The sequence below is a fragment of the Mesorhizobium sp. Mes31 genome (genome assembly GCF_024519675.1).
Classification (GTDB): Bacteria; Pseudomonadota; Alphaproteobacteria; order Rhizobiales; family Rhizobiaceae; genus Mesorhizobium.
Genome location: NZ_JALJRL010000020.1, coordinates 56,115 through 82,883 on the forward strand (window position 1 = coordinate 56,115; position 26,769 = coordinate 82,883).

General features: G+C 64.2%; 30 protein-coding genes and 1 tRNA gene. 20 read left to right on the forward strand and 11 right to left on the reverse strand.

Going from position 1 to position 26,769, the window contains the following annotated elements; translation table 11 throughout:
• Positions 1-167: 167 nt before the first annotated feature.
• The 4 genes from NR193_RS26905 to NR193_RS26920 all read left to right on the forward strand — a co-directional run bounded on the left by NR193_RS26905 (position 168) and on the right by NR193_RS26920 (position 2,785).
• Positions 168-461, forward strand: a complete 294-nt coding sequence (locus NR193_RS26905) for a GYD domain-containing protein (protein WP_091581675.1) — start codon at positions 168-170, stop codon at positions 459-461.
• A gap of 151 nt (positions 462-612) precedes the next feature.
• Positions 613-1,671, forward strand: a complete 1,059-nt coding sequence (locus NR193_RS26910) for a DMT family transporter (protein WP_256753738.1) — start codon at positions 613-615, stop codon at positions 1,669-1,671.
• Positions 1,672-1,673: 2 nt separating this feature from the next.
• Positions 1,674-2,069 (forward strand): thiol-disulfide oxidoreductase DCC family protein, encoded by a 396-nt coding sequence (locus NR193_RS26915; protein WP_256753739.1) that lies wholly within the window; start codon positions 1,674-1,676, stop codon positions 2,067-2,069.
• A 101-nt stretch (positions 2,070-2,170) separates the two neighbouring features.
• Complete coding sequence (locus NR193_RS26920) at positions 2,171-2,785, forward strand: GyrI-like domain-containing protein (protein WP_256753740.1); 615 nt, start codon at positions 2,171-2,173, stop codon at positions 2,783-2,785.
• A 162-nt stretch (positions 2,786-2,947) separates the two neighbouring features.
• Here NR193_RS26920 and NR193_RS26925 read toward each other — a convergent pair whose 3' ends face one another.
• Positions 2,948-3,205: a DUF2798 domain-containing protein gene (locus NR193_RS26925; protein WP_256753741.1), complete on the reverse strand. Its 258-nt coding sequence runs from the start codon at positions 3,203-3,205 to the stop codon at positions 2,948-2,950.
• Between the two features lie 272 nt (positions 3,206-3,477).
• Here NR193_RS26925 and NR193_RS26930 point away from each other — a divergent pair, with 272 nt between their 5' ends.
• Together NR193_RS26930 and NR193_RS26935 are read left to right on the forward strand one after the other, a co-directional pair.
• Positions 3,478-4,170, forward strand: a complete 693-nt coding sequence (locus tag NR193_RS26930) for a PadR family transcriptional regulator (RefSeq protein WP_256753742.1) — start codon at positions 3,478-3,480, stop codon at positions 4,168-4,170.
• 106 nt (positions 4,171-4,276) lie between these two features.
• Positions 4,277-4,576, forward strand: a complete 300-nt coding sequence (locus NR193_RS26935; protein ID WP_091582075.1) for an HlyU family transcriptional regulator — start codon at positions 4,277-4,279, stop codon at positions 4,574-4,576.
• 26 nt (positions 4,577-4,602) lie between these two features.
• Here the strand turns inward: NR193_RS26935 and NR193_RS26940 are convergent, their stop codons facing one another.
• The 3 genes from NR193_RS26940 to NR193_RS26950 all read right to left on the reverse strand — a co-directional run bounded on the left by NR193_RS26940 (position 4,603) and on the right by NR193_RS26950 (position 7,166).
• A complete protein-coding gene (locus tag NR193_RS26940) occupies positions 4,603-5,076 on the reverse strand; it encodes a VOC family protein (RefSeq protein WP_256753782.1) in 474 nt (157 codons plus the stop codon).
• 237 nt (positions 5,077-5,313) lie between these two features.
• Positions 5,314-6,516: an MFS transporter gene (locus NR193_RS26945; protein WP_256753743.1), complete on the reverse strand. Its 1,203-nt coding sequence runs from the start codon at positions 6,514-6,516 to the stop codon at positions 5,314-5,316.
• 191 nt (positions 6,517-6,707) lie between these two features.
• Positions 6,708-7,166 carry an Lrp/AsnC family transcriptional regulator gene (locus tag NR193_RS26950; RefSeq protein WP_256753744.1) on the reverse strand — a complete coding sequence of 153 codons (459 nt, stop codon included), beginning with the start codon at positions 7,164-7,166 and terminating at the stop codon, positions 6,708-6,710.
• 171 nt (positions 7,167-7,337) lie between these two features.
• Between NR193_RS26950 and NR193_RS26955 the strand changes: the two genes are divergently transcribed.
• Together NR193_RS26955 and NR193_RS26960 are read left to right on the forward strand one after the other, a co-directional pair.
• The gene (locus tag NR193_RS26955; protein WP_256753745.1) at positions 7,338-8,072 is read left to right on the forward strand and encodes an AzlC family ABC transporter permease; all 735 of its coding nucleotides are present in this window, start codon (positions 7,338-7,340) and stop codon (positions 8,070-8,072) included.
• Positions 8,069-8,368 carry an AzlD family protein gene (locus NR193_RS26960; protein ID WP_256753746.1) on the forward strand — a complete coding sequence of 100 codons (300 nt, stop codon included), beginning with the start codon at positions 8,069-8,071 and terminating at the stop codon, positions 8,366-8,368. Before NR193_RS26955 ends, NR193_RS26960 begins: the two co-directional genes overlap by 4 nt.
• A 56-nt stretch (positions 8,369-8,424) precedes the next feature.
• On the opposite strand, the gene NR193_RS26965 is transcribed toward NR193_RS26960, so the two are convergent.
• Positions 8,425-9,060 (reverse strand): FMN-dependent NADH-azoreductase, encoded by a 636-nt coding sequence (locus NR193_RS26965; protein ID WP_256753747.1) that lies wholly within the window; start codon positions 9,058-9,060, stop codon positions 8,425-8,427.
• A gap of 110 nt (positions 9,061-9,170) precedes the next feature.
• On the opposite strand from NR193_RS26965, the gene NR193_RS26970 reads away from it, so the two are divergent.
• On the forward strand, positions 9,171-10,127 hold the full coding sequence (locus NR193_RS26970; RefSeq protein WP_256753748.1) for a LysR family transcriptional regulator: 957 nt from the start codon (positions 9,171-9,173) through the stop codon (positions 10,125-10,127).
• On the opposite strand, the gene NR193_RS26975 is transcribed toward NR193_RS26970, so the two are convergent.
• Positions 10,060-10,686 (reverse strand): TetR/AcrR family transcriptional regulator, encoded by a 627-nt coding sequence (locus NR193_RS26975; protein ID WP_256753749.1) that lies wholly within the window; start codon positions 10,684-10,686, stop codon positions 10,060-10,062. The genes NR193_RS26970 and NR193_RS26975 overlap by 68 nt on opposite strands.
• Positions 10,687-10,752: 66 nt before the next feature.
• Here NR193_RS26975 and NR193_RS26980 point away from each other — a divergent pair, with 66 nt between their 5' ends.
• Positions 10,753-11,178 carry a VOC family protein gene (locus tag NR193_RS26980; RefSeq protein WP_256753750.1) on the forward strand — a complete coding sequence of 142 codons (426 nt, stop codon included), beginning with the start codon at positions 10,753-10,755 and terminating at the stop codon, positions 11,176-11,178.
• Positions 11,179-11,187: 9 nt separating this feature from the next.
• Here the strand turns inward: NR193_RS26980 and NR193_RS26985 are convergent, their stop codons facing one another.
• Entirely contained in the window at positions 11,188-12,138 is a 951-nt protein-coding gene (locus tag NR193_RS26985) for a S1C family serine protease (RefSeq protein WP_256753751.1), read from the reverse strand.
• A gap of 168 nt (positions 12,139-12,306) precedes the next feature.
• Here NR193_RS26985 and NR193_RS26990 point away from each other — a divergent pair, with 168 nt between their 5' ends.
• The 3 genes from NR193_RS26990 (at position 12,307) to NR193_RS27000 (ending at position 15,022) form a co-directional block, all read left to right on the forward strand.
• Positions 12,307-13,179: a S1C family serine protease gene (locus tag NR193_RS26990; protein ID WP_256753752.1), complete on the forward strand. Its 873-nt coding sequence runs from the start codon at positions 12,307-12,309 to the stop codon at positions 13,177-13,179.
• Between the two features lie 8 nt (positions 13,180-13,187).
• Positions 13,188-13,817, forward strand: a complete 630-nt coding sequence (locus tag NR193_RS26995; RefSeq protein ID WP_256753753.1) for a helix-turn-helix transcriptional regulator — start codon at positions 13,188-13,190, stop codon at positions 13,815-13,817.
• 338 nt (positions 13,818-14,155) lie between these two features.
• Positions 14,156-15,022: an NAD(P)-dependent oxidoreductase gene (locus NR193_RS27000; RefSeq protein WP_256753754.1), complete on the forward strand. Its 867-nt coding sequence runs from the start codon at positions 14,156-14,158 to the stop codon at positions 15,020-15,022.
• 108 nt (positions 15,023-15,130) lie between these two features.
• On the opposite strand, the gene NR193_RS27005 is transcribed toward NR193_RS27000, so the two are convergent.
• Entirely contained in the window at positions 15,131-15,646 is a 516-nt protein-coding gene (locus tag NR193_RS27005; protein WP_256753755.1) for a TIGR00645 family protein, read from the reverse strand.
• Positions 15,647-15,966: 320 nt separating this feature from the next.
• Positions 15,967-18,057, reverse strand: coding sequence for an OmpA family protein (locus tag NR193_RS33580; protein ID WP_375162744.1), 2,091 nt, complete (start codon positions 18,055-18,057; stop codon positions 15,967-15,969).
• A gap of 197 nt (positions 18,058-18,254) precedes the next feature.
• On the opposite strand from NR193_RS33580, the gene NR193_RS27020 reads away from it, so the two are divergent.
• Both NR193_RS27020 and NR193_RS27025 read left to right on the forward strand, forming a co-directional pair.
• Positions 18,255-18,701 (forward strand): YcgN family cysteine cluster protein, encoded by a 447-nt coding sequence (locus tag NR193_RS27020; protein WP_256753783.1) that lies wholly within the window; start codon positions 18,255-18,257, stop codon positions 18,699-18,701.
• A 264-nt stretch (positions 18,702-18,965) separates the two neighbouring features.
• Positions 18,966-19,319, forward strand: coding sequence for a hypothetical protein (locus NR193_RS27025; protein WP_256753758.1), 354 nt, complete (start codon positions 18,966-18,968; stop codon positions 19,317-19,319).
• A 342-nt stretch (positions 19,320-19,661) separates the two neighbouring features.
• Here NR193_RS27025 and NR193_RS27030 read toward each other — a convergent pair whose 3' ends face one another.
• Entirely contained in the window at positions 19,662-20,375 is a 714-nt protein-coding gene (locus NR193_RS27030; protein WP_256753759.1) for an SIMPL domain-containing protein, read from the reverse strand.
• A gap of 134 nt (positions 20,376-20,509) precedes the next feature.
• On the opposite strand from NR193_RS27030, the gene NR193_RS27035 reads away from it, so the two are divergent.
• Positions 20,510-20,585: transfer RNA gene (locus NR193_RS27035), tRNA-Ile, on the forward strand.
• Positions 20,586-20,858: 273 nt separating this feature from the next.
• Here the strand turns inward: NR193_RS27035 and NR193_RS27040 are convergent.
• The gene (locus NR193_RS27040; RefSeq protein ID WP_256753760.1) at positions 20,859-21,776 is read right to left on the reverse strand and encodes a LysR substrate-binding domain-containing protein; all 918 of its coding nucleotides are present in this window, start codon (positions 21,774-21,776) and stop codon (positions 20,859-20,861) included.
• A 122-nt stretch (positions 21,777-21,898) separates the two neighbouring features.
• Between NR193_RS27040 and NR193_RS27045 the strand changes: the two genes are divergently transcribed.
• Genes NR193_RS27045 through NR193_RS27060 form a run of 4 tightly spaced genes read left to right on the forward strand, consistent with a single transcriptional unit; the run spans position 21,899 to position 26,754 of the window.
• Positions 21,899-22,939 (forward strand): aromatic ring-hydroxylating dioxygenase subunit alpha, encoded by a 1,041-nt coding sequence (locus NR193_RS27045; RefSeq protein WP_256753761.1) that lies wholly within the window; start codon positions 21,899-21,901, stop codon positions 22,937-22,939.
• The gene (locus NR193_RS27050; RefSeq protein WP_256753762.1) at positions 22,936-24,063 is read left to right on the forward strand and encodes a 2Fe-2S iron-sulfur cluster-binding protein; all 1,128 of its coding nucleotides are present in this window, start codon (positions 22,936-22,938) and stop codon (positions 24,061-24,063) included. The genes NR193_RS27045 and NR193_RS27050 overlap by 4 nt, the downstream gene beginning before the upstream one ends.
• Positions 24,064-24,109: 46 nt before the next feature.
• Positions 24,110-25,231, forward strand: coding sequence for an aminotransferase class I/II-fold pyridoxal phosphate-dependent enzyme (locus NR193_RS27055; protein ID WP_256753763.1), 1,122 nt, complete (start codon positions 24,110-24,112; stop codon positions 25,229-25,231).
• Complete coding sequence (locus NR193_RS27060) at positions 25,228-26,754, forward strand: FAD-binding oxidoreductase (RefSeq protein ID WP_256753764.1); 1,527 nt, start codon at positions 25,228-25,230, stop codon at positions 26,752-26,754. Before NR193_RS27055 ends, NR193_RS27060 begins: the two co-directional genes overlap by 4 nt.
• Positions 26,755-26,769 lie beyond the last annotated feature (15 nt).

Here is a 26,769-nt window from a genome sequence, read left to right on the forward strand (position 1 = left end):
CGATTTGAAGGGCGCCAATGGCGCCCTTTTTCGTTCGCGGCACATACTCTTGCGGCTCATACCCTTCGGGAGGATAATCTCGCGTCGGATGCATTTTCTGGGCGACAAACCCGGATGCCCGCCCCGGCGAAGCCGCCGTGCTCCGTGGCCCCGGAGGGAGGTGTGCCATGACAAGCTACATCGTGCTGATGAACTGGACGGAGCAGGGGGCCAGAAGTGTGCGCGAGTCACCGAAGCGGCTCGACGCCGCCAGGAAGCAGTTGGGGGACATGGGCGGATCGTTCAAGGCGTTCTACCTGACCATGGGCGAATACGACATGGTGGCTGTGGTCGAAGCGCCCGACGATGCGGTCCTGGCGCGTTTCTCGCTGATGCTGGCGGCGGGCGGCAACGTCAGGACGCGGACGCTGAAAGCCTTCCCCGAACTCGCCTATCGCGAGATCATCACCTCACTCGGATAGAGCCCTGAAAACAGCGCGGAGGCCGACGATCAGGCGCTGTCTGGACGGCGCCTGATCCAGGGGTTCAATCGACGCGCTTCAGGCTTGGTTTTATGCGTGTCGTTGTCCCAAAACCGCTGCGCGCCTCGGAGACATGCATTAGGATGTGGCCATGTCCGAACCGAATTCCCACGCGCATCTGTGGCCCGGCGTGCCGCTTGCCCTGGGCTCCGCCGCCTTGTTCGGCGCGGCGCCGCCGCTCTGCAAGCTGCTGCTCGACAGCGTCAACCCCTTCATGCTGGCCGGCCTGCTCTATCTCGGCGCCGGGATCGGGCTGGCCCTCTATCGCCTGGCTCGCGGCACCGGCGCCGGCGAGGCGCAACTGACCGCCAGGGACATGCCATGGCTGGCGCTGGCGATCGGCGCCGGCGGCATCGTCGCCCCCGTGCTCTTGATGTTCGGCCTCAGCCTCAACACCGCGTCCAGTTCCGCGCTGCTGCTCAATCTCGAAGGGTTGGCGACGATGGCGATCGCCTGGCTCGTCTATCGCGAGAATGTCGACCGGCGCCTGCTTCTGGGCGCCTTCGCTATCCTTGCCGGAGCTGTTCTGTTGTCGTGGCAAGGCGAGGGCGTCGCCTTCAACCTGGGTGCCGTGCTCGTCGCCGGGGCGTGCCTGGCGTGGGGGCTGGACAACAATTTCACGCGCAGGATCTCGGCCACCGACCCGGTGGTGATCGCCATGCTCAAGGGGCTGGTGGCGGGTGTCGTCAATGTCGGCCTGGCGCTTGTCGCCGGGGCTTCGTTTCCCCCTGCGTCAATCGTCGCCATCACCGCGGCCGTCGGTTTCTTCGGCATCGGCGTCAGCCTGGTGATGTTCATCGTGGCGCTGCGCCATCTCGGCACGGCACGGACAGGGGCCTATTACTCGCTCGCCCCCTTTATCGGCGCGTTGCTGGCGATCGCCATCCTCGGCGACGCCATCACGCTCAAGCTGGCTGTCGCCGGGCTTCTGATGGGCTTCGGCCTCTGGCTGCATCTGTCTGAGCGCCATGAGCACGAGCACGACCACGAAGAGCTCGAGCATGAGCACAGCCATGTCCATGACGAGCACCACCAGCATCACCATGACGGGCCGGTGAGCGAGCCGCATTCGCACTGGCACCGGCATGCGCCGATGCGCCACCGGCATCCGCATTATCCCGACCTGCATCACCGGCATGGCCACGGCTGAGCATGACGCTCGAGCAAGCGAGCAAGCCTGAACTGACTGTCTGGTACAACACGCGCTGCCCGGTCTGCGATGCGGGTATCAGCCGGCAGAAGCGGCGGCTGATCGAGGCGGTCAAGGCTGGGCGCATCGAATTTCGCGACATCAACTTTGAACCAGCAGCACTTGCCGGATTTGGAGCCTCGCTCGAGGATATCCGCCGCCGGCTGCACGCCACCGATGCACAGGGCCAACTGCTGGTCGGCGCCGATGTGGTAATTGCCGTCTGGAAGGCAACGCCGGGCGAGGGCTGGCTGGCAAAGCTGTTCGGCAATCCGATTGCCTTGCCGCTGACCCGCTTTGCCTACGACCGTTTCGCCGACCTGCTCTACGCCTGGAACCGGCGCAACGGCCGCTGGTAATCCTTGCCCTGCCTGTCGCCGGTCGTAGCATTGACCTCAATCAATGCCGCCCTTGTCGGTAGCCTCGATTGTGGAACCATCGCTTTTGATGGGGGCATGTGATGGAGACGGTCGACTTCAAGAAAACCATGAAGGCGTTCTGGCAACCTCCGGCGGGCGTGTTTTCCCTGGTCGATGTTCCCAAGCTGCAGTTTGCCATGATCGATGGCAAGGGCGACCCGAACACTTCCGAGGAGTACCGGCACGCGATCGAATGGCTCTACTCGGTCAGCTACCCGCTGAAGTTCATGTCGAAAAAGGAACTCGGCAAGGACTATGGCGTCGCTCCCTTGGAGGGGCTGTGGTGGGCCGAGGACATGTCGAGCTTCCTGACGGGCGACAAGCATCTCTGGTCGTGGACCATGATGATCATGCAGCCGGACTGGATCAGCGGTGAGATGTTCCAGGCGGCCCTCGACAAGGCACGCGCGAAGCTCGGCGAGCCGCCCGAAAGCCTCAGATTGCAGTCCTTCCACGAAGGGCTGGCGGTGCAGATCATGCATATCGGACCCTATAGCGCGGAAGGACCGACGATCCTGCGCCTGCACGAGGAATTCCTGCCCGCCAACGGTCTCGTGGAAAACGGCAAGCACCACGAGATCTACCTGGGTGACCCTCGCAAGGCGGCACCAGAAAAGCTGAGAACGGTGATCCGCCAGCCGGTCAAGAAACGATAGACTAGAGCCTGTTCCATCCCGATGGAATCGGGATGGGGCTCTATCTCTTTGTTTGAGCAAGATCTTTCCCGAAAACCGGATTCCACTTTTCGGGATCATGCTCTAGGCGCCACTGCAGGCCGAAGGGCCCGAAGTTGCCTTCGGGCCTTTCCGCGCAGCCACCTACCGGGTCGAGGGTTCGCACAGCCAACCGACAATGCGGCGCACCAGCGGCAGAACCAGCAGCAGCGTCGGAAACGCCACCAGCCAGGACAGGCCCCAGGCGGTCATCCAGATGGCGGCCAGGTTGGGATGGAAACCGAGGCTTTTCAACGTCGAGATGAGCGAGACGATGAAGGTCATCAACAGCGACAGCACTAATGGGCTGAGAATCGCGGCATAGCGCGCAGGCAGTTTCCTGCGCCGATGTCTTGCAGTCATTTTGAGATTTCCCTGAAGTGTCCGGTCGATCGCATTCGGCATCCGTTCGCCCATTTCGGCGTAACTGCCCGGAAAGACCGGGTGTGGATGCGTTGCTTGACGTCAGACGCTTACGGAGCGGTCGTCGACCCTCGAGCGCCTTCTAGCCGCGCGTTCCGGCGAAGGCAAGCGGCTTGCGGCATCATTCAGATACATCGTAAGATATATCTTGACTCGACAGCGGCACATGCCTAATTAAGATATATCGTAAGATACAACTCAAGGAGCAATCAATGCACAAGCACGACAATTTCGGGCACAAACATTTCGGCGAGCGCATGTTCATGCACATGGCCGGCAAATTCGGTGGACGCGGCGGCGGCTTTGGCCCGTTCGGGCACGGCGGCCGTGGCGGCGGACGCGGCGGTCCGGGCGACATGTTCCGCGCCGGGCGCATGCTGGCCGACGGCGATCTCAAGCTGATCACGCTGTCGCTGCTGGCCGAGGCGCCGCGCCATGGCTACGACATCATCAAGGCGCTGGAAGAGCGCACCAGCGGCATCTACAGCCCGAGCCCGGGCGTGGTCTATCCGACGCTGACTTTCCTCGAAGAGGCCGGCTATGCCGCCTCCGCCGCCGATGGCAACAAGAAGGTGTTCTCGATCACCGAGGCCGGGCAGGCACATCTTGCCGACAACCGCGAGATGATCGACGGCGTGCTCGACCATCTCGAGCGCTTCGGCCGCAAGATGGCCAAGGCGCGCGACTGGTTTGGCTGGAACGACGAGAGCGAAGAGGGCGGGCGTCGCGGCGGCCGTGGCGGTCGCGGGGAGCGTTCGGACGCGCGTGACGAGTTCCGCTCCGTGCGCCACCGCTTGCGGGCGGCTCTCGGCGACTTCGTCGATGCCCCGGCCGACAAGCAGGCCGAGGCGATCGCCATCCTCGAAGGCGCCGCCGAGGCATTGGAAGCGCTGTCGCGCAAGTGACGCCTTCCGGCACGGCCGGACTTGCCCGCCAGGCCAAGGACCGATAGTGAAATTCATCCCACGCCACTCTACATGGTGTGGGATGAATGCTGTTGGAGGAAGCCCGATGTCTTTTCTGAAGCGTCTTTTCGGCGGTGGCGGCGGCAGCGGTGAGGCGGGCGAGCCCAAGAGTGCCGCGCCGGCCAAGCAGGTCGAGCACAAGGGATTCCTGATCAGCGCCACGCCCTACAAGACGGACGGCCAGTACCAGACCTGCGGCGTCGTCTCCAAGGAGATCGACGGCGTCATCAAGGAACACAAATTCATCCGCGCCGATCGCTTCGCCGGGCTCGACGACGCCGTCGACATCTCGATCAAGAAGGGCATGCAACTGGTCGACGAGCAGGGCGAGCGGATTTTCGGATAGGCTAGGCTGGGGTCAACCCAGGACCGTCAGCCGCGCCGCGCCGCCTCGATCGCGGCGACGTCGATCTTCTTCATGTCCATCATCGCGTCAAAGGCGCGTTTTGCTTCATCGCCGCCGGCAGCCATCGCTTCGGTGAGCACGCGCGGCGTGATCTGCCAGGACACGCCCCATTTGTCCTTGCACCAACCGCATGCACTCTCCTGGCCACCATTGCCGACGATGGCGTTCCAGTAACGATCCGTCTCCTGCTGGTCGTCGGTGGCGATCTGGAACGAGAAGGCTTCGTTGTGTTTGAACATGGGCCCGCCATTGAGGCCGAGACAGGGGATGCCGGCGACCGTGAACTCGACCGTCAACACGTCGCCCGCCTTGCCGGACGGATAGTCGCTGGGAGCGCGGTGGACGGCACTCACCGAGCTGTCGGGAAAAGTTTCGGCGTAGAACCGGGCCGCGGCCTCGGCGTCCTTGTCGTACCAAACGCAGATTGTGTTCTTGGCGATTGCCATTGCTTGTCCTTTCGCTTTTGAAGCCGTTCTGGCCCGGTTTACGACGCAGTCCAAGTCGGTTCACAGTCAGTCTCGACGGTGCATGCGGAACTAGAATGCGTTGATGTCATCCGATGTTCCCGTGGCAAGGCCTCAAAGGTCGTGCCGGTATCAAGGGTTGCCTGGGCGACGGTCCGCTTGGGTCCAGGCCGGCCGTCGGCCTGGTCAAGGCAGAGCTCATGCCGGCCACCGCTACGCTGCCTGCAACGCCCTGCGCGGCAGAGGCGGGAAGGCGATGGCGATGCCCGCCGCGCCAAGCCCGATGATGGCCGAGCCGATGAACAGCCAGGAATAGCTGGCGTAGGCATCGAACACCATGCCGCCGGCGAGCGGTCCGAGCGCCATGCCGAGGCTGGACAGCATGGTGGCGGCGCCGAACACGGTGCCGAGGATGCGCTGCCCGAAATATTCGCGCGCCAGCACCGCATAGAGCGGCATCACGCCGCCATAGGTGGCGCCGAAGATGACGGCGAGCATATAGAACTGCTCGAGCTTGCTGATCGAGAGATAGGCGGCAATCACGATCGCCTGGATGGCGAGGCCCGCTATCAGCACCGGCTTGACACCCAGCCGGTCGGCCAGCACGCCATAGAGAAGCCGGCCACCAAGGCCCGCTAAACCCTCGACGCTGTAGATCGAGACCGCCGCCATGGGGGCGACGCCGCACAGCATGGCATAGCTCACCATGTGGAAGATCGGCCCGGAATGGGCGGCGCAGCAGGCAAAGAAGGTCAGTCCCAGCACGATGAACTGCGGCGAGCGCAGCGCCTGGCCGACTGTCATGCCGGCGCCTTCGGCAACAGGCGCGGAACCGGTCCCGGGCCCAACCGGCCTTGGTGGTTGGCGCACCAGAAGCACTGCCGGCAACAGCAGCACCCAGGCCGTGATGCCGATATCGAACATTGCGGTGCGCCAATCATAGGCCGAGATCAGCCAGCGGGCGAAGGGCGAGATGGTCATGGGTGCCACGCCCATGCCGGCCGAGACCAGCGACACGGCAAGGCCGCGATGGGTGTCGAACCAGCCAGTGGTCAGCGCGATCATCGGCGCGAAGAAGGCGCTGGCGGCGAGGCCAACCAGCACGCCATAGGTGACCTGGAAGGTTACGAGCGAGCCGGCGCGGCTGGCCAACACCAGCGCCAGCCCGAGCAGCACGGCGCCGATCATCACGACGATGCGGGCGCCAAAGCGGTCCGACAGCGCACCCCAGGCGAAGCCGCCAAGGCCCATCACCAGGAAGTTGAGCGTCATGGCGCTCGAAATGCCGGCGCGCGACCAGCCGGTGTCGAGCGCCATCGGCTCGAGGAAGATCGCCAGCGAAAACATCGTGCCGATGGCGACACAGGACATCAGCGCGCCAACTGCGACGATGACCCAACGATAGGAAAGGCTCATTCAAATCTCCCATGCCAGAGGGCAGCGCCGCGCGCTGCTTGCATCCGAAGGACGCTGACACCGAGGCCGATCCTACAATCCGGTTGCATTTTTTATCCAGTCTGGAATGGCCTCGTTTTTCCGGCCGCTCCTGGTCGCTTTCCGTGTTGGTGGCTGCCCCAAATCCGCTGCGCACTTTTGGACGACTGCCGTCAGATCGGCAGCTCCGACGTGTACTTGATCGTCCAGCTCGGAACGTCGGTCTTGACGTTCTGCACGCCCTTGATACGGCTCAGATGCTCCGACTGGAAGCGGCGATAGTCGTTGATGTCGGCCGCCACCACGCGCACCATGGCGTCGCAGTCGCCGAGCATCAGGTAGCATTCCATCACTTGCGGCAGCTTAGCCACTTCGGTGGCGAAGTGCTCGATCGTGTCCTCGTCCTGCGTCTTCAGCCAGATGCGGGTGAAGAAGGTAAGGCCCTTGCCGATGCTGGCCGGGTCGAGCACCGCGACGTAGCGGTCGATGACGCCGGCCTCCTCCAGCAGTCTGACGCGCCGCAGGCATGGCGAGGGCGACAGGCCGACTTCATTGGCCAGGTCGTTGTTGGCCATGCGACCGTCGCGCTGCAGCGCCCGCAGGATCCGCTTGTCGATCTCATCCAGTTTCATTGGTTTTAGATTCCACTATTTTTCGAAATCGTGATGCATGGTGCCAATTTTTTGCAGATCACGCGCATCTTCGCAACCAAATTGCGGACAGGCTTGGGTATGTTGGTTGCCGACATCACGAGATTTCAAACGCAGGGAAGCGGCGGCCGAGAGGCCAGCCCATGGATAGCCATGAGCATTTCACAGGCGGTCGAGACGACTGGCGATGGTTCGAGATCCGAGTTCCGCCGTGGCGTGGCGTCATGCGCGCCGGTGCTGTTCGGCACCATCCCCTATGCGCTGGTGCTCGGCGCCCAGGCCACGCAGAAGGGCTTGAGCGTCGTCGAACTGTCAGCGATGACCGGGCTGAATTTCGCCGGCGGCTCGGAATTCGCCGCGATCCAGTTGTGGACGTCGCCGCCGCACATCGTGCTCATCGTTGCCATCACTTTCCTGGTCAACAGCCGGCATCTGCTGATGGGCGCGGCCCTGGCGCCGTTCCTGCGTCATCTGCCGCGACGCAAGATGTTTCCGGCGCTGTTCTTCCTATGCGACGAGAGCTGGGCGCTCGGCCTTGCCGACGCCAGGCAGCGTGCCGCAGCGGGCATAACGCCAGCCTTCAGCCGGCGTTATTACATGGGCGCGGCGCTGGCGATGTATCTCACCTGGGTGGCCTTCACCACGACAGGGGCCTTGCTCGGCCCGATGCTGGGTGATGTCGAGACCTATGGTTTCGACATGGCGTTTCCGGCTGTCTTCCTGGTGCTGATGCGTGGCATGTGGAAGGGCATGGCGGCGGCGCGGCCCTGGCTGGTCAGCCTGGTTGTCGCGGCGCTGGTCTATCTCTTCATTCCGGGCGCCTGGTATGTCGCCGCCGGCGCCGTGTCGGGGCTGGTCTCGGCCTGGCTTATGGCAGGTGATGCATGATCGATCCCGCGACCCTTCTCACTATCGTGCTGATGGCCGGCGTCACCTATCTGACGCGGATCGGCGGTTATGTCGTGCTGCGCAACCGCGTGCTCAGCGCCCGCGCCACGGCGGTGATGGAAGCGGCGCCCGGTTGCGTGCTGATCTCGGTCATCGCACCGGCCTTCGTGTCGAGGCATCCGGCCGACCTTTTGGCGCTGGCGATCACTTTCGCCGCCGCGACACGGCTCTCCATGCTGCCGACCGTTCTGATCGGGGTCGCCGCGGCGGGGTGGCTCAGGCATTTCATCGGCTAGAACGAAAAAGGCAGGCGCACCGCGCCTGCCTTCCGATGGGGATACGATCAGTATTTTTACGCGGCTGCCGCGACATCGCGGCTGGCCGCGACAACGGCATCGACCTTGGCGGTCGCCTTGGCGAGTGCTGCGGTCACCGCGTCAGGGCCCATGCCGACGCCTTCGATGCGGATGACGTCGACATCGGTCATGCCGATGAAGCCGAGCACGCTGCGCAGGTAAGGAATGGCGTGATCCATCTGCACGGCCGCACCCTCGGAGTAGATGCCGCCGGAAGCCAGCACGATATAGACCTTCTTGCCGGTGACGAGGCCCTTGGGGCCGTTCTCGTTATAGGAGAAGCTCTTGCCGGAGCGGGCGACGTGATCGACCCACGACTTCAAGGTCGAGGAGATGTTGAAGTTGATGAAGCCGGTGGCGAGGATCACCGTGTCGGCGGCGAACAGCTCGTCGAGCGCGACGTCGGAAACGCCGACCACTTCGGCCTGGCGCGGGGTGCGGGATTCGGCCGGCGTGTAGATGCCGCTGGCATAGTCGGCATCGATGTGCGGCAGCGGGTTGGCGACGAGATCGCGCACGACAAGCGTGTTCGACGGATCGGCGGCAAGCAGCTTCTCGGCGAATTCAGTGGCGATGCGGGTCGAGTGCGAGGCGGCGCCGCGCGGGCTCGAGGTTACAAGAAGAATGGACATGGCGGGTCTCTCCAGTGGGAATTGAATTGTCCCGCCAGATATGGGGCTACCATCTCATCTGAAAAACTGGTATATTTTCTATACTATCCATCTATAAACTGGATATGACCATGCAGCCGAACCCGACGCTCGACCAGCTTCAGATCCTTGTTGCCGTCGCCGATGCCGGCAGTTTTTCGGCCGCCGGCCGCAAGCTCAACCGGGCGCAATCGGTCATCAGCTACGGCATTGCCAATCTCGAGGCGCAGCTTGGCCTGAAACTGTTCGAGCGCGAGGGTACGCGCGAGCCGCAACTGACCGATGTCGGGCGGGCGACGCTGGAGGATGCGCGTCGCATGGTCGGCGTGCTGCAGCGCATCCGCTCGCGCGTCGATGGTCATAGACAAGGCCTGGAGGCCGAAGTCGCGATATCGGTCGACATGTCGCTGCCGTCGCCGGTTCTGGTGCGTGTGCTGAAGGCGTTCGAGGCGCAGTTTCCAACGGTCATGCTGCGGCTGCATATCGGCTCGCTCGGGCTGATCATCGATCATGTTGTCGACGGCGAGGCCGATCTTGGCGTCGGCGGCATTCCGGGCGACGCCGACGTGCACCTTCTGCGCATTGGCTTCACCTCGATGGTGCCGGTTGCGGCACCCAGCCACCCGCTGGCGCTGCTGCCCAAACCGGTGCCACTGGAGGATGTGCGCGAATACACGCAGTTGGTCGTCTCCGACCAGTCGGAGCGCACCAAGGGACACGACTACGGCGTGTTCGCCTATCGCACCTGGCGGCTGACCGATGTGCGCACCAAGCATGCGCTGATGCGCGAGGGGCTGGGCTGGGGCGGGCTGCCGCGATGGCTGGTCGCCGACGACCTGGCGAGCGGCCGGCTGGTCGAGCTGGATCTGGAGCCCTACAGCGAGGTGCGCTCGCCGCTGTTTGCCATGCATCGTGCTGACCGCAGCCCGAAGCCGGCGGCTGCCTGGCTGATCGACCAGTTCAAGCGCCAGCTCGGCTGCTTCAACGAGTTCGAGCCGGGCCAGGTGCCTGACGAAGAGCCGGAGACAATCCATCAATCAGCGCCATGAGAACGGCGCGATAGTCCTCGGCTGAGGCGCCGGCCTCGATGGCCAGTGCGGCGCGGTCGAAGGCGGACGCAAGCAGCGCGGTCAGCGCCTCGACCGGTAGTCTCGTCATCGTGTTGGTCCGCATCGCCGCGACAAGGCCCTCGCGCAGCGAGCGGTTGCCATGGCGGTTGTCGATCGCGTCCATGGCGGCACGGCCGAGCACGGCCGGGCCATCGAGCAGCAGCAGCCGCGTGCGGCCGGGCGCGCGCATGGCGGCGAGATAGGCATCGGAGCCGGCTATCAGCGCGTCGCGGGCATTGAGCGAGGACGGCGAGGCGCGCTCGATCTCTTCCGCCACCGCCGCCGCTTCCCGCTCGACCACGGCGGCAAACAGCGCCTGCTTGTCGGCAAAATGGTGGTAGAGCGCGCCGCGCGTGACGCCGGCGGCGGCGACGATCTCGGGCGTGCCGGTCTCGGCATAGGATTTTTCGGTGAACAGTTTTCGCGCCGCGGCGATCAGGTCCGCACGCGTTGCCTCGGTGCGGTCGCGGTTGGAGCGGCGCGTGGATTCCTGTTGCATACATACAGCCTGTATGTTAATTCAATTTACATGCAGACTGTATGTTGGTTGGCGGGAGAAGGAAAGATGAAGACCACGAGCTATTATCCGGTGCTGATGACCGGCGACGTTGCCGGCACGGCGGCCTTCTATGTCGAGCATTTCGGCTTCCAGCCGCTGTTCGAGAGCGACTGGTACGTGCATCTGCAATCGGCTGAGAGCAAACGCGTCAATCTCGGCATCGTCCAGGGCGACCATGAGACGATCCCGGAAGAGGGGCGGGGCCGCGCATCGGGCCTGCTGATCAACTTTGAGGTTCGCGACCCGGATGCGGTGCATGAGCGCATCCTGGCCGCCGGCCTGCCCATCCTGCGTTCCCTGCGCGACGAGCCCTTCGGCCAACGCCATTTCATCACCAAGGACCCCAATGGCGTGCTGATCGACGTCATCAAGCCGATCCCGCCGAGCGAGGAGTTTTTGGCGCAGTACGCGGATGGGGCGGCGGGGGCCTGAGCAGCGGCCTCAACTGGCCCTCGCCACCGGCGTCACCGTCACCTGGCTGACACCGGTGCGGCGCACCACCGTGCACAGCGTCTCGCGGCCGATGCGTTCGGCGTCGAGCATGCGCACGAGGTCGTCGACGCCGGTGACTGGGCGCCCGTCGATGGCGGCGATGATGTCGCCTTCCTTGAGGCCTGCCTTGGCCGCCGGGCCGTTCTTCTCGACGCTGCGCAGCCGTACCGCCGTGCTGGTCGACACCTGCGACAGAAGGGCGGCGCGGCGTGGCAAATTGGTGGTGTCGGCCGAAACGCCGATGAAGGCGCGGCGCACGCGGCCGAAGCGGATGATCTCGGAAATGACGAAATTGGCGGTGTTGGAGGCGACCGCGAAGGCAATGCCCTGCGCGCCATGGATCATGGCGGTGTTGACGCCGATGACCTCGCCGGCCGACGACACCAGCGGCCCGCCGGAGTTGCCGGGGTTGAGTGCCGCGTCGGTCTGGATGACGTCGTCGATCAGCCGGCCGGTCGAGGCGCGCATCGAGCGGCCGAGCGCCGAGACGACGCCGGAGGTGACGGTCCATTCGAAGCCGAGCGGGTTGCCGATGGCAATGGCGATCTGGCCGCGCCGCAGGCGCTTGGAATCGCCAAGCGGTGCGACATCGGCAAAGCTGCCGTCGGCGCGCACCAGCGCGATGTCGGTGTCGGGGTCGCGGCCAAGCACACGGCCTTCGCTGGAGGCGCCGTCGGGCATCGAGACGCGCACCGTTTTGGCGTCGCCGACGACATGGAAATTGGTGACGACAAGGCCGTCCGGCGCGATGACGAAGCCGGAGCCATGACCGCCCTGACCGCCGATGCGCTCGATGCGGCAGACGGCCGGGCCGATGCGGTCGACGGCGTCGGCGACCGTCGTCGAATAGGCGTCGAGCAGCGTGTCGTCGGATTGGAATTTGGCGGCGGCGAGGGCCATGGGCGGGCTCCGTGTTTTCAGGCTTGATCGTGACTATATGTGCGGAGCAGTCCAATCGGCCGCGACCTGACCAGATGGCCAGTCAAACCAGCAACTAGCCGTCAGGCGAGTACCTCTGAACACGCCGCCGAGCGATATCTGGGGCATGACAGAACCCAGGAGACCAATATGAGCGATTTCAATCTGAGCGCATTTTCCGACGCCATCGCCGATCTGGCCGCCAAGGCGGCGCCGGCGACGGCGAGCTTCACCACGCATCATCACCGCACGGTCACTGCCTTCCACTGGCGCGACGGCTATTTCGTCACCGCCGAGGAAGCCGTCGAGGCTGGCGAGGAGATCGAGCTGACGCTGGCTTCGGGCGAGACAGTGAAGGCCGAGCTGGTCGGCCGCGATCCTTCCACCGGTGTCGCCCTGCTGAAGCCCGCCGCTACGGCCACTGTGCCCACCCTCGCCAAGGCGGATGCGGTGCGGCCCGGCAACATCGCCATCGCCATCGGCAATAGCGACGGTTCCGCTCTGGCTGTGTCGGGCTCGGTCGGCGAAGTCGGCCCGGCCTGGCGCTCGATGCGAGGCGGCACCATCGACCGGCGGCTCAATCTTGCCATCGGCGCCGGCGGCCGCTTCGAAGGCGGGCCGGTGCTCGACGCCAAGGGCGCGCTGATCGGCATGCTCTTGTTCGGGCCGCGCCACCGGGCGCTGGTCATGCCTTACGAGACGATCGAGCGGGCGGTGGCAACGCTGCGTGAGAAGGGCCATGTCGCGCGCGGCTATCTCGGCGCCGGCCTGCACCCGGTGCGCGACCGTGACGCGCATGGCGCGATGGTGATGAGCCTCGACGACGATGGCCCGGCCAAGGCGGCCGGCCTCTCTCTCGGCGACATCATCGTGGCGTGGAACGGCGAGGCCGTGCATGGCCCGCGCGACTTGATCCGCAGGCTCGGCCCCGACAGCGCCGGCGCTTCGGTGACGCTTGGCGTGGTGCGCGGCGGCGAACAGCGTGATGTCGCGCTGACCATCGGCGAAAAGCCGCTTTCCTGAGAGGATCGATGGACGGGCTCGCCAGCGACCGGATCATGGGTGACGGCACCGCCTCGCGGCGGCTGGTGGTGCTGATTGCGCTCGGCGACGCCGTGCGCGCCGAGGGCCTGTCCGCCGCTCTTGCCGCCAGCGATGACCTGTTGCCGGTCGTGGCCGGCACCGCCGACGTCGCCATCGTTGACGACAGGAGCGGTGATGCCGTGCCGGCCTCCATGCCACGAGTGCTGTTGTCGGGGCATGCCGACATGGAGCGGCCTGCTGGCGAGGTGATGGCCATCCTGCGTGCAGGCGCGGATGATCTGCTGATCGCCGCGGCGGCGCGGCTGGCGGCGGCCGGCTATCGCGTCTCGGGCGATGGCGGAAACGGGCGCCATGAGGATTTCCATGCCGGCGAGGGCGAGCCGTTCGAGGATGAGACCTCCGACGAGCATGCCGCCCGACCGACGCTGTCGCCGCGCGAGGCGGAAGTGCTGGCGCTGCTGGCCGAAGGCGCGCCCAACAAGGTGATCGCGCGGCGGCTCAACATTTCCGTGCACACGGCGAAGTTCCACGTCGCGGCGATCCTGATCAAGCTCGGTGCCGCCAACCGCACCGATGCGATCGCCATCGCCATGCGGCAGGGCCTGGTACTGGTCTGAGCGTCTATCGATCGAGCGCCTTCCATGGAAAGCTTGGGTTCCTCGCCCCCGCAGAGCGAGGGAGAGGTGGCCGCGTAGCGGACGGAGAGGGGGGCAGCGCCAGCGAGCGAAATTGGCTACCTTCCGAGTACATTGAAAAGTAACGCAGGGCCGCGTGTAGTCCCCCTCTCCGTCTCGGCTTCGCCGAGCCACTTCTCCCCCACATTCGTGGGGGCGAGGAACCCGAGTTCTGTGGGACCCCTCCGCAGCGTCACCATGGCTTCCCGCCGCAAGCTCTTGTATCCGGCAGCGGCGCGGGCAAGGATCGCGTGACAGAGGCACAGGGAGGCGGAGGAAAAATGTCGCTCAAGGGAAAGACGCTGTTCATCTCCGGCGGGTCGCGCGGCATCGGGCTGGCGATCGCGCTGCGCGCCGCGCGCGACGGCGCCAATGTGACGATCGCCGCCAAGACCGCCGAGCCGCATCCGAAGCTGCCGGGCACGATCTATACGGCGGCGCAGGAGATCGAGCAGGCCGGCGGCAAGGCGCTGCCGGTGCTGTGCGACATCCGCGAGGAGGCACAGGTCGCCGAGGCGGTTTCAAGGACCGTCGAAAAATTCGGCGGCATCGACATCTGCGTCAACAATGCCAGCGCCATCCAGCTCACCGGAACGCTGGAGACCGACATGAAGCGCTATGACCTGATGCACCAGATCAATACACGCGGCACGTTCCTGGTGTCCAAAATGTGCATTCCGCACCTGAAGTTGGCCGGAAATGCTCACATCCTGAATCTGGCGCCGCCGCTCGACATGAAGGCCAAGTGGTTCAAGAACCATGTTGCCTACACCATGGCCAAGTTCGGCATGTCGATGTGCACGCTGGGCATGAGCGCGGAGTTCGCCAAGGACGGTATCGCGGTCAATTCGCTGTGGCCGATCTCGACCATCGACACGGCGGCGGTACGCAATCTGCTGGGTGGCGCGACGGTCGCGGCGATGAGCCGTTCGCCCGACATCATGGCCGACGCCGCGCATGCCATCTTCATGCGGCCATCGCGCGAAACGACCGGCAATTTCTACATCGACGAGGAGGTGCTGCGCGCCGAGGGCGTCACGGATTTTTCGATCTATGCGCCGGGCGCGACCGGGCCGCTGGCTGGTGACTTTTTCGTGCCGGACGAGGTGTTTGCCCGGACGGACAGCAAGATCAAGAGCATCTATTGAAGGCAGGCCGGCTTGCCACCTGCAAGTTGCTGAGCCGAGGGAAAGCCTTGCTCATACAAGGCGATAGGGCGTCGATCCTGCCGGACTGATTCAACATCCGGCAGGCGCTCAGCCCTCGCCCTTCCTGGTCTTGCCCAGGCCCATCAGCCGGTCGATATAGGCGAGCATCAGCGCGGAGACGACGAAGGCGAGGTGGATGATGGTCAGCCACCTCAGCTGGTCGGTCGTATAGGAGACCGAGTTCAGGAACACCTGCAGCAAATGGATCGACGAGATCGCCACGATGGTCGAGGCGACCTTGACCTTCAGCGAGCCGACATCGATCGTGCCCAGCCAGTGGACCTTGCCGTCATTCTCGTCGAAGCGGCTGACGAAATTCTCGTAACCCGAGATGATGACCATCACCACCAGCGAAGCGACCAGTGCGGCATCGATCAGGCCGAGCATCTTCAGGATGGTGTCGGTGTCGCCGAGCGTGAAGGCCACGGTGACGAACTCGTAGAGCTTCTTGCCGAACGACAGTGCGTAGATGGCCAGCGCGACGCCAAGGCCAAGATAGAAGACGACCAGCAGCCAGCGCGAGGCAAGAATGATCGATTCAATGGCCAGTTCGAGACGCTTCATGGAGTGGTTCCGGTTGGCTTTCCTTGGGGTTTGGGCCGTATTTCGGTCAGGTCGCCCCTGTTTGCAAGACAAAGTTTGCCAGCCAAAAAAGCCCCGCCGGAGAGGGACCGGCGGGGCTCAATGCGTCCCGCTGGAGTCGGGACGGGGCAGGGAACGCCCAGTCCTGAATCTGGGGTAGGCAAGCCTGCGATTCAATGCCCGGATACAATTCCTGTTGAACCGCGGATTGCGCTCGTAGCCTTGTCCATCCCGGCAAGCCGGGATGGACTTTTCTCTGGGGTTCGATTCCAGAAGCTGCTTCAAGCCTTTGGAAACGCGCCCTAATTGTTGCTGGCGACAGGCGCCACCAGCGAGGTGATGCGGCGGATGGCGACGCGCCGGTTCTCGCGGTTTGGCGACGCCGTGTCGACCTTCAGATACTCCTCGCCATAGCCCTGTGTCGTCAGGTTCTCCGGCGGAATGCCGAAGGCGTTGGTGAGCGCCTCCGCCACCGCTTCGGCGCGACGGTCGGACAGAGCAAGGTTCGCCTCCGGCGTGCCGACGGCGTCGGTATGGCCCTCGATCAGGAAGGTCTCGGCCGGGTTCTTCTTCAACAGCTTCTCCATGGCGCTGGCAACGCCTTCGAGCTTCTGTACTTCGGTGTCGGAGATCGAGGCCGAACCGAATTCGAAGTTCAGCGTGTCGAGATCGACGCGGCGCGCAATGTCGCGCACACGGGCCGAACGCTTGACCTCGTCGATCGAGTAGAGACGCTGGACCCTCTCAACCGGAGGCTGGTCGAGGAAGGTGTAGTAGTCGTCCGGGCTCTCGACGTCCTCGGAATCGAGGATGTAGTCACGGCGCGGGATGGTCAGCCGCATCGGCGGCAGGTCGTCGCCGGGATCGCGCCAGTCGCCATCATCCTGATAGCTCCGCTCGTCGACATAGCTCAGCACATATTCGCGGCCATCGGGCGTGATGCGCGAACGCTGGATGACATCGCCGTAGCGGTTGCGGATGGTGACGATCCGCACGCCATTGCTGCGCTCGACGGTCTCGCGCGTGCGGCCCTGCGGCAGATCCTCGTAGTAGACATCCTTGGCGCCGCGGTTCATGCGTGGGGCATCGTTGCTCTGGACCATCGTCTGGCCGCCGAGCTGGATGATGACGCGGTCGCCGATCTCCTTGAGCACGTCGACGCCCTTCGGGCGGCGGCGGTCGCGGATGTTCTCGTCGGGCGCGCGATCGAGACGCTTGCCCTTTTCTTCCGTCACGGGGACGATCTTCTCGGGCTTGATCTCCTGCTGAGCGGCCTTGTCGTCGGCTGGCGGCGGTCCCTGGTCGACGGGAGCGACCGCCGGCTTGCGGACCTGAGTGCCGCCTTGCTGGGCGTTCTGCCCGCCATTCTGCTGCTCGCCATTCTGCTGGACGTTCTTGTCGCTCTGCTTCCTGACGCCCTTACGCACGGCATCCTTCTGGCTGTCCAGAATGGGGGCCGCATTGGGATCGGTGGGTGCTTCGCCCTGCACCGGGTTTTCTCCCTGGACAGGAGCAGCCTTGTCGCCAGTGGCTGGTTGCTCACCAGTGGCGGGCTGTTCACCCGTGGCCGGCTGCTCGCCAACCGGCTTCTTGCCGTGCTTCTTTCTCTTGTCCTGCGGCTGGTCGCTCTGGAGCGCGGGCTGTTCGCCGGCAGGAGCCGGTTCGACCTTGGGAACCGCTTCCCCGGCAGGAGCTGCCTTCTGGGTCGGTGTCGGCGCGACGGCCGGTTGGGTCGGCTGGGTCTGCTGGTCCTGCTTGCGCTTCTTGCGCGGATTGGCCTGATCGGCCGGCTGGTTGTCGTTGGCGGGTGCCACCTGGCCGGCGGGGGCCTGTCCAGCCGGAGCGGTTTCGATCTGCTGTTGCTGATCGCGCTTCTTCTTGCGCGGCTTCGGCTGCTGTTCATCGACAGCGGGAGCAGCCTGTTGCGCTGGCGCGGCTTCGGCTGGCGCCTGTTCAGTCTGCTGCTGCTGGTCACGCTTCTTCTTGCGCGGCTGCTGTTGTTCGGCGGCCGGAGCGGTCTGTTCGGCAGGCGCGGCTTCGATCTGCTGCTGCTGATCGCGCTTCTTCTTGCGTGGCTGCTGCTCGGGCTGCGCCTGCTGATCGGCGGGGGCCTGCTCGGTCTGCTGCTGCTGGTCACGCTTCTTGCGCGGCGGCTGCTCGCCTTGCGCGGGCTGGGCCTGCTCCTGCACTTTCTTGGGGCCCCTTTGCTTCTGCGCACAGGCTTCGGCTGATTCGCCCTCGGCGCACGCGGTTTGCGCCAAAATGAATGGGGCTGACGTTCGCTGGGCTGGGCCGAATGCGGCATTGCCTTGCAGCGGGTACGCGCCCAACGGCGCGGATGCCATCAACAGGCCAAGTGCGGTGCCTGCCAGAATCCGTGGTTGGCGTTTCATCGAGAATTCTCCTTGTGGGGTCCCATCCTTGCCGTAACCGATCTTGCGCCGATTGGTTCCGGTTTCGCCGGATTAGAGGCCGTACGGGGCGATTGGCCGGCGTTTTGAAGGCAACTTCGTGTCATTTGGCTGGCGACCGCCGCATTCTGGCGGCCGTGGCGCTTGACCTTGCCGGCGGCCGGGGCCACATCCGGGAAATGGAAACACCATTCTGGAAAACCAAGGCGCTGGAGGCGATGAGCCCGGCCGAGTGGGAATCGCTGTGCGACGGCTGCGGCAAATGCTGCCTGTCGAAGCTCGAGGACGAGGATACTGGCGAAATCTACTGGACCAGCGTCGGTTGCCGGTTGTTCGACGCACAGAGCTGCCGCTGCTCGGACTATGCCAACCGGCTGGCGCGCGTTAGCGACTGCGTCGGGCTGACGCCACGCAATGTGCGCACCATCAGCTGGCTGCCCAGCACCTGCGCCTACCGGCTGGTGGCCGAGGGCCGCGATCTCTACTGGTGGCACCGGCTGGTGTCGGGCAGTGCCGAGACCGTGCATGAGGCCGGCATCTCGATGCGCGGCCGGGTCAAGGCGAGCGAGACCGACCTTGCCGAGCCGGAAGATTATTTCGACTATATGCTGGACGAGGAGCCGTAGGGCCTGGCGTCGGGACGATCGGCCCTGATCTTGCGCCATCGACGCAGGAAGCCGCCGTACGTCGGGAACCGGGCGCGGGGAAAAAGCGTTGGCGGCCATTGTTCGAAAACCGGCGAAGATCGAGAAGCGGCCAGCAATTCCCTTTTCCCGCCACATGAACCGCGGATGAACGGCGAGTTCGTAAATGGTTCAGACAGGCTGGCGCATTCTCCCCCCATCGATTTCACGAGGACGGGCGAAGGCCCGCAACAAGGAGAGAAGATCATGTTCAATACGATAAAGACGGCGGCCCTCTCGGCCCTGGTCGGCCTCGGCACGCTGGCGGCCATGCCCGCCCATGCCGACAGCCTCTATCTCGGCTTCGGCAACAACAACGACCCGCGTTTCGGCGTCTATGCCGGTGACGATGGCTACCGCCATCGCCGTGATGAACGCCGTGACTGGCGCCGTGGCTGTTCGCCGGAGCGCGCCCTCGACAAGGCCGAGCGCATGGGCCTCTACCGGGCCCGCATCGTCGACGTGAACCGCCGCACGGTCAAGGTGATGGGCCGCCAGGATGGCGACCGCGTCGTCATCGTGTTCGCCAACGAGCGTGGCTGCCCGGTTATTTATCGGTAAGGCCGGTTCGGCTTGATCGTAAGGGCATGATCTTCTCTAGAGATCAGCCTGAGGCATGACCCTCGACGAGGGTCAGCCGGGAGTTTGGAGGCATGATCTTCTCTAGAGATCAGCCCGGACACGATCTTCTGCGAAGGTCGGTAGCGGCATGATCCTCTGCGAGGATCAGCCCGGAAGCATCATCTTCTGCGAAGATGAGCTTGGACTAGCAGAGCCCCTTTCCACTTGAAGGGTGTGGCTCGAAAAACCCCGCGGGAGCAATCCCGCGGGGTTTTTCATGCACATCGGTCGATGACCCCGCCCGTGGCCGAACAAAACCCGGCCACGGGTCGTCAGAGCGGGTTACTTCAGTTCGAAGGTGACGGTGACCTGGACGTTGTAGGAGTTCTCGCCGGCCTGCACCGGAACCGGGGCGCCGGCCGCGGCGTCGAAGGCCTTGGCGTTGATCGGCATCGGCGTCGGCGCGATGTTCTGGTCGGTGATCTCGAGCACCCGGCCGAGGCTGACGCCGGCGGCTTCGGCCAGCGTCTTGGCCTTGGCCATGGCGTTGGCGACCGCCTTCTTGCGGGCCTCGGTGACGGTAGCCGCCGGGTCATCATTGGTGAAGGCGATGCCGCCGCCCTGGTTGACGCCGAGCGACACCGCCTTGTCGAGAATCTCGCCGGTCTTGTCGACGTCGCGCACGCGCACCGACAGCGTGTTGGTCACCTGATAGGCGACGAGTTCGGCTTCCTGGCTGCCGTCCGGCTTGTTGGTGTAGTTGTAGCGCGGATTGATCTGGATGCCGGCGGTCTGCAGGTCGCGGTCCTTGATGCCGGCCGACTTCATCGCCGCGATCACGGCGGCCATGGCGTCGTTGTTGGCGTCGAGCGCGGCGCGCGCGGTCCTGGCCTCGCGCATGACGCTGAGCGTCAGGACCGCCAGATCGGGGGCCACGGTTGCCTCGCCTTCGCCGCTGACAATGATGCGGGGCGGCGTCGGCAAGTCGGCGGCTCCAGCCATCGCCGGAAAAGCGATCGCGGCGGCGAGCGCGAGGGGCAAAAGGTGTCTGGTCATGAAAATCTCCTTGGTCCGCGATCAAGTCACACGGCTCGCGTAGAGCGCGATTATGGGTTGATTTGGGCGATCTCGGAAAGCCTGGCGGGAAAGCCTTGTGCCGCGATGCGAAAAACATTAATCCAGCCCGCGTGGGGCCTGTAGCTCAATGGTTAGAGCCGGCGGCTCATAACCGCTTGGTTGGGGGTTCGAGTCCCTCCGGGCCCACCATAACCATTATATATCAGCGGCTTACGCCTAATTCTTTGAGATTGAATTGAGCGTTAGCGGATAAGTCAGCGGGTTTTTGAGGAAATGGTTTTGGGCCCTTTCGTCAATTTTCTCCGTCTCGTTGATGGCATCTATCACACGTAGCTCAGGCCTCCCGATCTCGAAAGACCCTTCGGCGATGCATGCGGTAATCGGCGGCAACGAAGTGCAATTAGGCGGGTTCTGATTTCGGGTAACAAGCCCGTTGCCTTGGAGATATGTCGTTCACCGATCTCAATCGGCTGGAGAAGCATCCAGGCGTTTGGAGATAGAAACGATCCAGGTACGAAGTTCCGGCGCAAATGGCTTTTCCAGTGATGCACGGTCCCAGGCAAGGAAATAGGCGTCGGGCAGCCTTATCCGCTGATTGAACGGCACGATAAGCCGGCCCGCGATGATATCGTCAGCGGCCATGGACAATTGCGCAAGCACAAACCCCTTTCCATTTATCGCAGCGTCGATCGCGGCGCTCGACAAGGAAAAGGCAACTTCGCCAGACGTCTTTCGATGTGACGCACCGATCTTGCTTGCCCATTCAGCCCAGCTTGGCGGCGATTGATGATCTCGTGCCCATTCTATGCCCAGGAGTGGAAAATCAAGAACATCCGAGGGCTTGCGGACAGGCCGATTGGCCAGCAACCCGGGAGCACAAGCAGGAACCACCCAATCCGTGAACAGTTCGACATAGTGATCGTAGTCGTGAACCTTGGTGCCGTATGAGATTCGGAAATCAACCTGATCCTTGTCAAAGCGTGGCTCCTGCTCGGCGCCGACGAGACGCACCGTCGCGCCGGCGTGGCCTATTTGCCAATCCAGAAGCTTTGGCGCGATCCATTTGCTGGCGAGCGAGGGAAGGCAGGAGATGGTCAGCGCGCTTTCCGATCGCGCCCGCTCGACGATGTATTGGGCGTCGCGGATCTGGTCGAAACCTGACGAAATGGCCGCATGGTAGGTTCGCCCCCAAGACGTCAGGGCGACGTTCCTGCCACGGCGCTCGAGCAAACTGAGCCCGAGCACATCTTCAGCCTTGCGGATTTGCTGGCTGACCGCACCGACGGAAACGCCAAGCTCGTTGGCCGCGGCCGTTACGCTGCCGCATCGACCGAAAGCCTCGAAGGCCTGTATCGCGCGCAGGGGGAGCGTTTTATTCACCTGGGTATGATCCTGGGGTCGGCTTGCTTTAGCATTTCTAAAATAGAACGCAGATGCAAGCCCTATGTCGTCTCTCGCTCGAGAACTATTCGTTTTCGCATTCACAAGCTCGGGAGGACGCCATGTTTCTTCGAAACTGTTGGTACGTTGCCGCATGGGACCATGAGGTCACGGACCAGCTGAAGCCCACCCGAATCCTTGGCGAAGATATCGTCCTCTATCGCCGGACGAATGGTGCCGTGGCCGCGCTTGAAGACGCATGCCCTCACCGCAAGCTGCCGCTGTCCATGGGCCGCATCAAGGGCGACACAGTCGAATGCGGCTATCACGGCCTGACTTTTGACAGCGCCGGAACCTGCACGCGCGTGCCCGGTGCTGAAAAGATACCGCATGTTGCATGCGTTCGTTCTTATCCGATCGCCGAACGTTACGGACTGCTCTGGATATGGATGGGCGAAGCGGAAAAAGCGGATCCTGCTCTGATTTTCGAGGTCGATCACTGGGGCGATCCGGCTTGGGGCGTCAATCGCGGCGAGTCTATGTTGCTCGATTGCAATTACCTCTACATGACCGACAATCTGCTCGACCCCTCGCATGTGTCTTGGGTCCACCAGTCCTCCTTCGGTGGCGTTCCGGCCATGGAGGACACGCCGCTCGAAACCACCGTGGGGACAGACGGTGTAACCGTGTGGCGCTGGGTGGTGGATGCCGCGCCGGCGCCCTTCTATGCGCCTTTCCTCAAATTCTCCGGCAATTGCGACCGCAAGCAGCACTACGAGGTGCGCTACCCCTCCAACGCCATCATCAAGGCGATCTTCGTGCCGGCCCGCACCGGCGGCGAGGGCAAGCCGCTGCACGAGGATGTGTTCCTCATGGACAGCTACAACTTCATGACGCCGGTCGATGAGAACCAGACGAAATATTACTGGTTCCAGATGCGCAATTTCGCGCCCGACGATCTGGAGGTTTCGCGTCGGTTCGCCACCTCCGTGCGCGGCGCCTTTGACGAGGACCGCATCGTGCTCAATGCAGTGCACAAAGGCATGGCCAACAAGCGCACGCCCAATCTCGACCTCAAGATCGATGTCGGGCCGCTGCGCTTTCGCCGCAACCTGGCCAAGCTGATCGCCAGCGAGAGCCAGCAATTGGCGGCCGCTGAATGAACGCATTCACCGCCCGCCACACCATCGCAAAAAGCGGGTTTCGCGACCTGAAGGTGGTCGCGAAGGTGCGCGAGAGCGCCGTCATCACGTCGTTCCATCTCGAGCCGGTCAATCCACAGGACTGGCGCGACTTCCAGCCGGGCCAGTTCCTGGTGTTCCGGATTCCGGTAGCGCGGGAGGCAGCCGGCGAAAGCGGATATGCGCTGCGCAACTACAGCGTCTCCTGTTCCCCAGACAGCACTCGCTATCGGATCAGCGTGAAGCGCGAAGCAGCACCCGCGCCGGGGCTGCCCGACGGGGCAGGCTCGTGCTTCCTGCATGACCGGATCGAGGTCGGCGATGTGCTTCAGGCGGAAGGGCCGCGCGGCGATTTCGTGCTCGACAAGGGCAGCGACCGTCCAGTCGTGCTGCTCAGCGGCGGCGTCGGGTTGACGCCGATGGTGTCGATGCTGCATGCGCTGGCTTCGATACCGGATCGACGAGCCGTCTTCATCCACGCTTGCGAGAACGGGGGTGTGCATGCCTTGCGCGACGAGGTGACAGGCCTGGTCACGACCCGGCCCGGCCTGACCGCGCACTACTGCTACCGGTTCCCGTCCGAGCGCGACAAAGCCGAGCAACGCTTCCACAGCGAAGGCATGATTTCGCGCGAGGTGCTGCAGCGCCTGCTGCCGATCGATGACTATGATTTCTACCTCTGTGGCCCACCGCCCTTCATGCAGGCGGTCTACGCCCTGCTGCGCGAGCTTGGCGTGCCGAAGCATCGCATTGCCTACGAATTCTTCGGCCCGGCGACGGTGCTTGAGCCCGATGCCGTGCGAGCTCCCGCTGTGCCGGCGCAGCAGGCAAGGATCGAGCCGGCCGGGGAGGCGACAACCGTGGAATTTCGGAAGTCGGGCCTGACGGCCGTCTGGGATGGCTCGGCTGCGTCGTTGCTCGACTTCGCCGAGAACCAGGGTCTGTTGCCGGAGTTCAGCTGCCGGGCCGGCATCTGCGGCACATGCAAGTCGCGGCTGATCCTGGGCGACGTCACCTATTTCGAAGACCCGCTGGATGAGCTTGGGGCAGGCGAAGTGCTGCTGTGCTGCTCGAAGCCGCGCGGATCAGTCGTCCTGGATATTTGACAAGATTGTGATGCCGCGCATGGGCGCGGGGAAACGGAAGTCGGGATTGGAACAGTCGGTCAAACCAGCGTCGAGCCTGCCGCTCAATCCACATATCGCCGCCTTGCCGCCCTATAATGCCGGCATGAACATTGCGATGGCGCGGGCGCTGAGTGGCCGCCACGACATCGCGCGGCTGGCCAGCAACGAGAACCCGGATGGGTGTTCTCCCGCCGTCATGGCCGCATTGGCTTCCTCGTCCTTCGAGCCATGGCGCTATGCCGATCCGGCCTGCACGGCGCTGCGGGCAGCACTTGGCGAAAAACTGGCGGTCGATCCGGGCTTGATCGTTGCCGGCAATGGTTCCGAGGAGATGATCGCCGCCATCTCACGCGCCGTCCTGGTGCCGGGCGCATCGGTCGTCACGACGGTGCCGAGCTTCGGCCTGCATGAGATAGAGCCACTGGCTGCCGGTGCCGATGTCGTCAAGATTGCGATGACACCCGAAATGGGGTTCGATCTTGCCGCGCTCGAGACGGCGATCGCCGCCCGGCCGCGGATCGTTTTCATATCCTCGCCATGGAACCCGGTCGGGCCGGGTCTCGACCATCCCAGCCTGCATCGACTGATCGCCGCCGTGCGGCCCGGCACGCTTCTTGTCCTGGACGAGGCCTATTTCGAATTCGCCAATCCCGGCGCGCCCAACGGCATCGAAGTCCTGCGCGACAGCGGCATCGACCATGTGGTGCTGCGGACCTTCTCGAAGGCCTATGGCCTTGCGGGACTGCGCGTTGGCTATGCCGTCTGTTCCGGCCTCGAACTGGCAAGGGTGATCGCGGCCGCCAAGACGCCGTTCAACGTCAATGCGGCGGCGCAGACCGCCGCCATCGCGGCACTTGTAGACGAAAGCTGGATGAAGGCGTCGGCGGGCCGCGTCAGAGCCGAGCGCGTGCGCACGGCCGCCGCGCTTGCCGGCCTCGGCTTCGCGGTTGCCCGGTCGCAAACGAACTTTCTGTTCTTCGACTGCAAGGGCGACAGCTCCAGCCTTGCCGCCGGTCTCCTGAAACAGGGGATCATCGTCAAGGCGTGGCGCGAAGCCGGCTACGAACACTATCTGCGCGCCACCATCGGCTTGCCGGCTGACAACGATCGGCTGATTGCAGCGCTTCGGGAATTGACGGGGCAATGAGCAGCCTCGCGTCTCCCAGGCAAACGAACTGGATCGAGCAAGCGGTGCCGTTGTCGGTTGTCGAAGCGATCCGCGATGTCGTTGGCGCCCCGAATGTCCGCACCGGTGATGATGCCGGGGCGATCGACCTTGGTTCGAACGGGACGGATTGCGGCGCCGGCATCGTCGTTGCGCCTTCATCGACTGGCGAGGTTGCGGCGGTGGTGCGCATCTGCCGCCAGAACGAGATTCCCATCGTGCCGCAAGGCGGGAAGACCGGTCTGGTCGGCGGCAGTGTTTCGCGGCCGGGCGAGATCGTTCTTTCGCTGGTACGCATGAACCGCATCGAGCGGCTCAATCCGCTCGAACGCGTGGCCGTGGTCGGCGCCGGCGTCACCCTCGAAGCCCTGCGGATGGCCGCGCTCGAACACCGGCTGGAACCGGGCATCGATCTTGCCGCCCGCGGCTCGGCGACGATAGGCGGCATGGTGTCCACCAATGCCGGGGGCGTGATGGCCTTTCGCCACGGCGTCATGCGCCACCGCGTGCTTGGCCTGGAGGCCGTGCTGGCCGACGGATCGGTCTATTCCGATCTGACCCGGGTGGTAAAGAATTCCGCCGGCTACGATCTGAAGCATCTCTTCATCGGCGCCGAGGGCACGCTTGGCATCGTCACCCGCGTGGTCGTCAAGCTCGACCCTTCGCCGCGAGCCACGGCCACCGCGCTTTTCGGGCTGCCGTCTGTCGAAGCGGCGCTGCAAACCATTCGCCTGGCGCTTGAATCGGATGCCGGGCATCTGCGCGCGGCGGAGGCGATGTGGACCTCGTTTTTCAGCCTGGCCGCCGCCGCGCATGAATGGTCCGAACCCGGCGTGCCGCTGGACCAGCCGCTGTTCCTGCTGCTGTCGCTTGGCGGCGCGCGCGAAGAGGCGCTGCGCGAGGATTTCGCGCGGATCTATTCGGAAGTGATGGAGCGCTATCCCGAAGCCACCGGCATCATCGCCGGCTCGCGGCGGCAAGAGGACGACCTGTGGCGGTTGCGCGAGGACACCGGTGTGCTCTATCGCGTCCATCCCAACGCGCCTTCCTTCGACGTGTCGGTGCCTCTGTCGGAAATGCCGGCCTATCTCGACAGAATCCTGCCCGGGCTAGCCGCGATCGAACCGGGTCTGGCGCCCTATGTCTTCGGGCACCTGGCCGATGGGAACCTGCATATCATCCTCAACCGTCAGGGTCCGCTGGCGCCTGACGTGGCGAAGGCTGTCGAGGGCGTCCTGTATCACCGACTGCGGGAGATCGGCGGTTCCTTTTCCGCCGAGCACGGTGTTGGGTCCAAGCGCATTCATTCGCTGCTCGCGACGGTCGACCCGACGAAGCTCGCGGTGATGGAGCGGATGAAACTTGCGCTGGACGATCAGTCGATCATGAACCCCGGCAAGGTGCTTCCCTCTGACGCCTGGTTCGTCCGGTCCTCAAGGCCGCACCTTTCCGGTAATGAGGGCCGATTGCCACCTCAGCACGCGAGCGACCACAACGATGAATAGCCCCACGGTGGAACG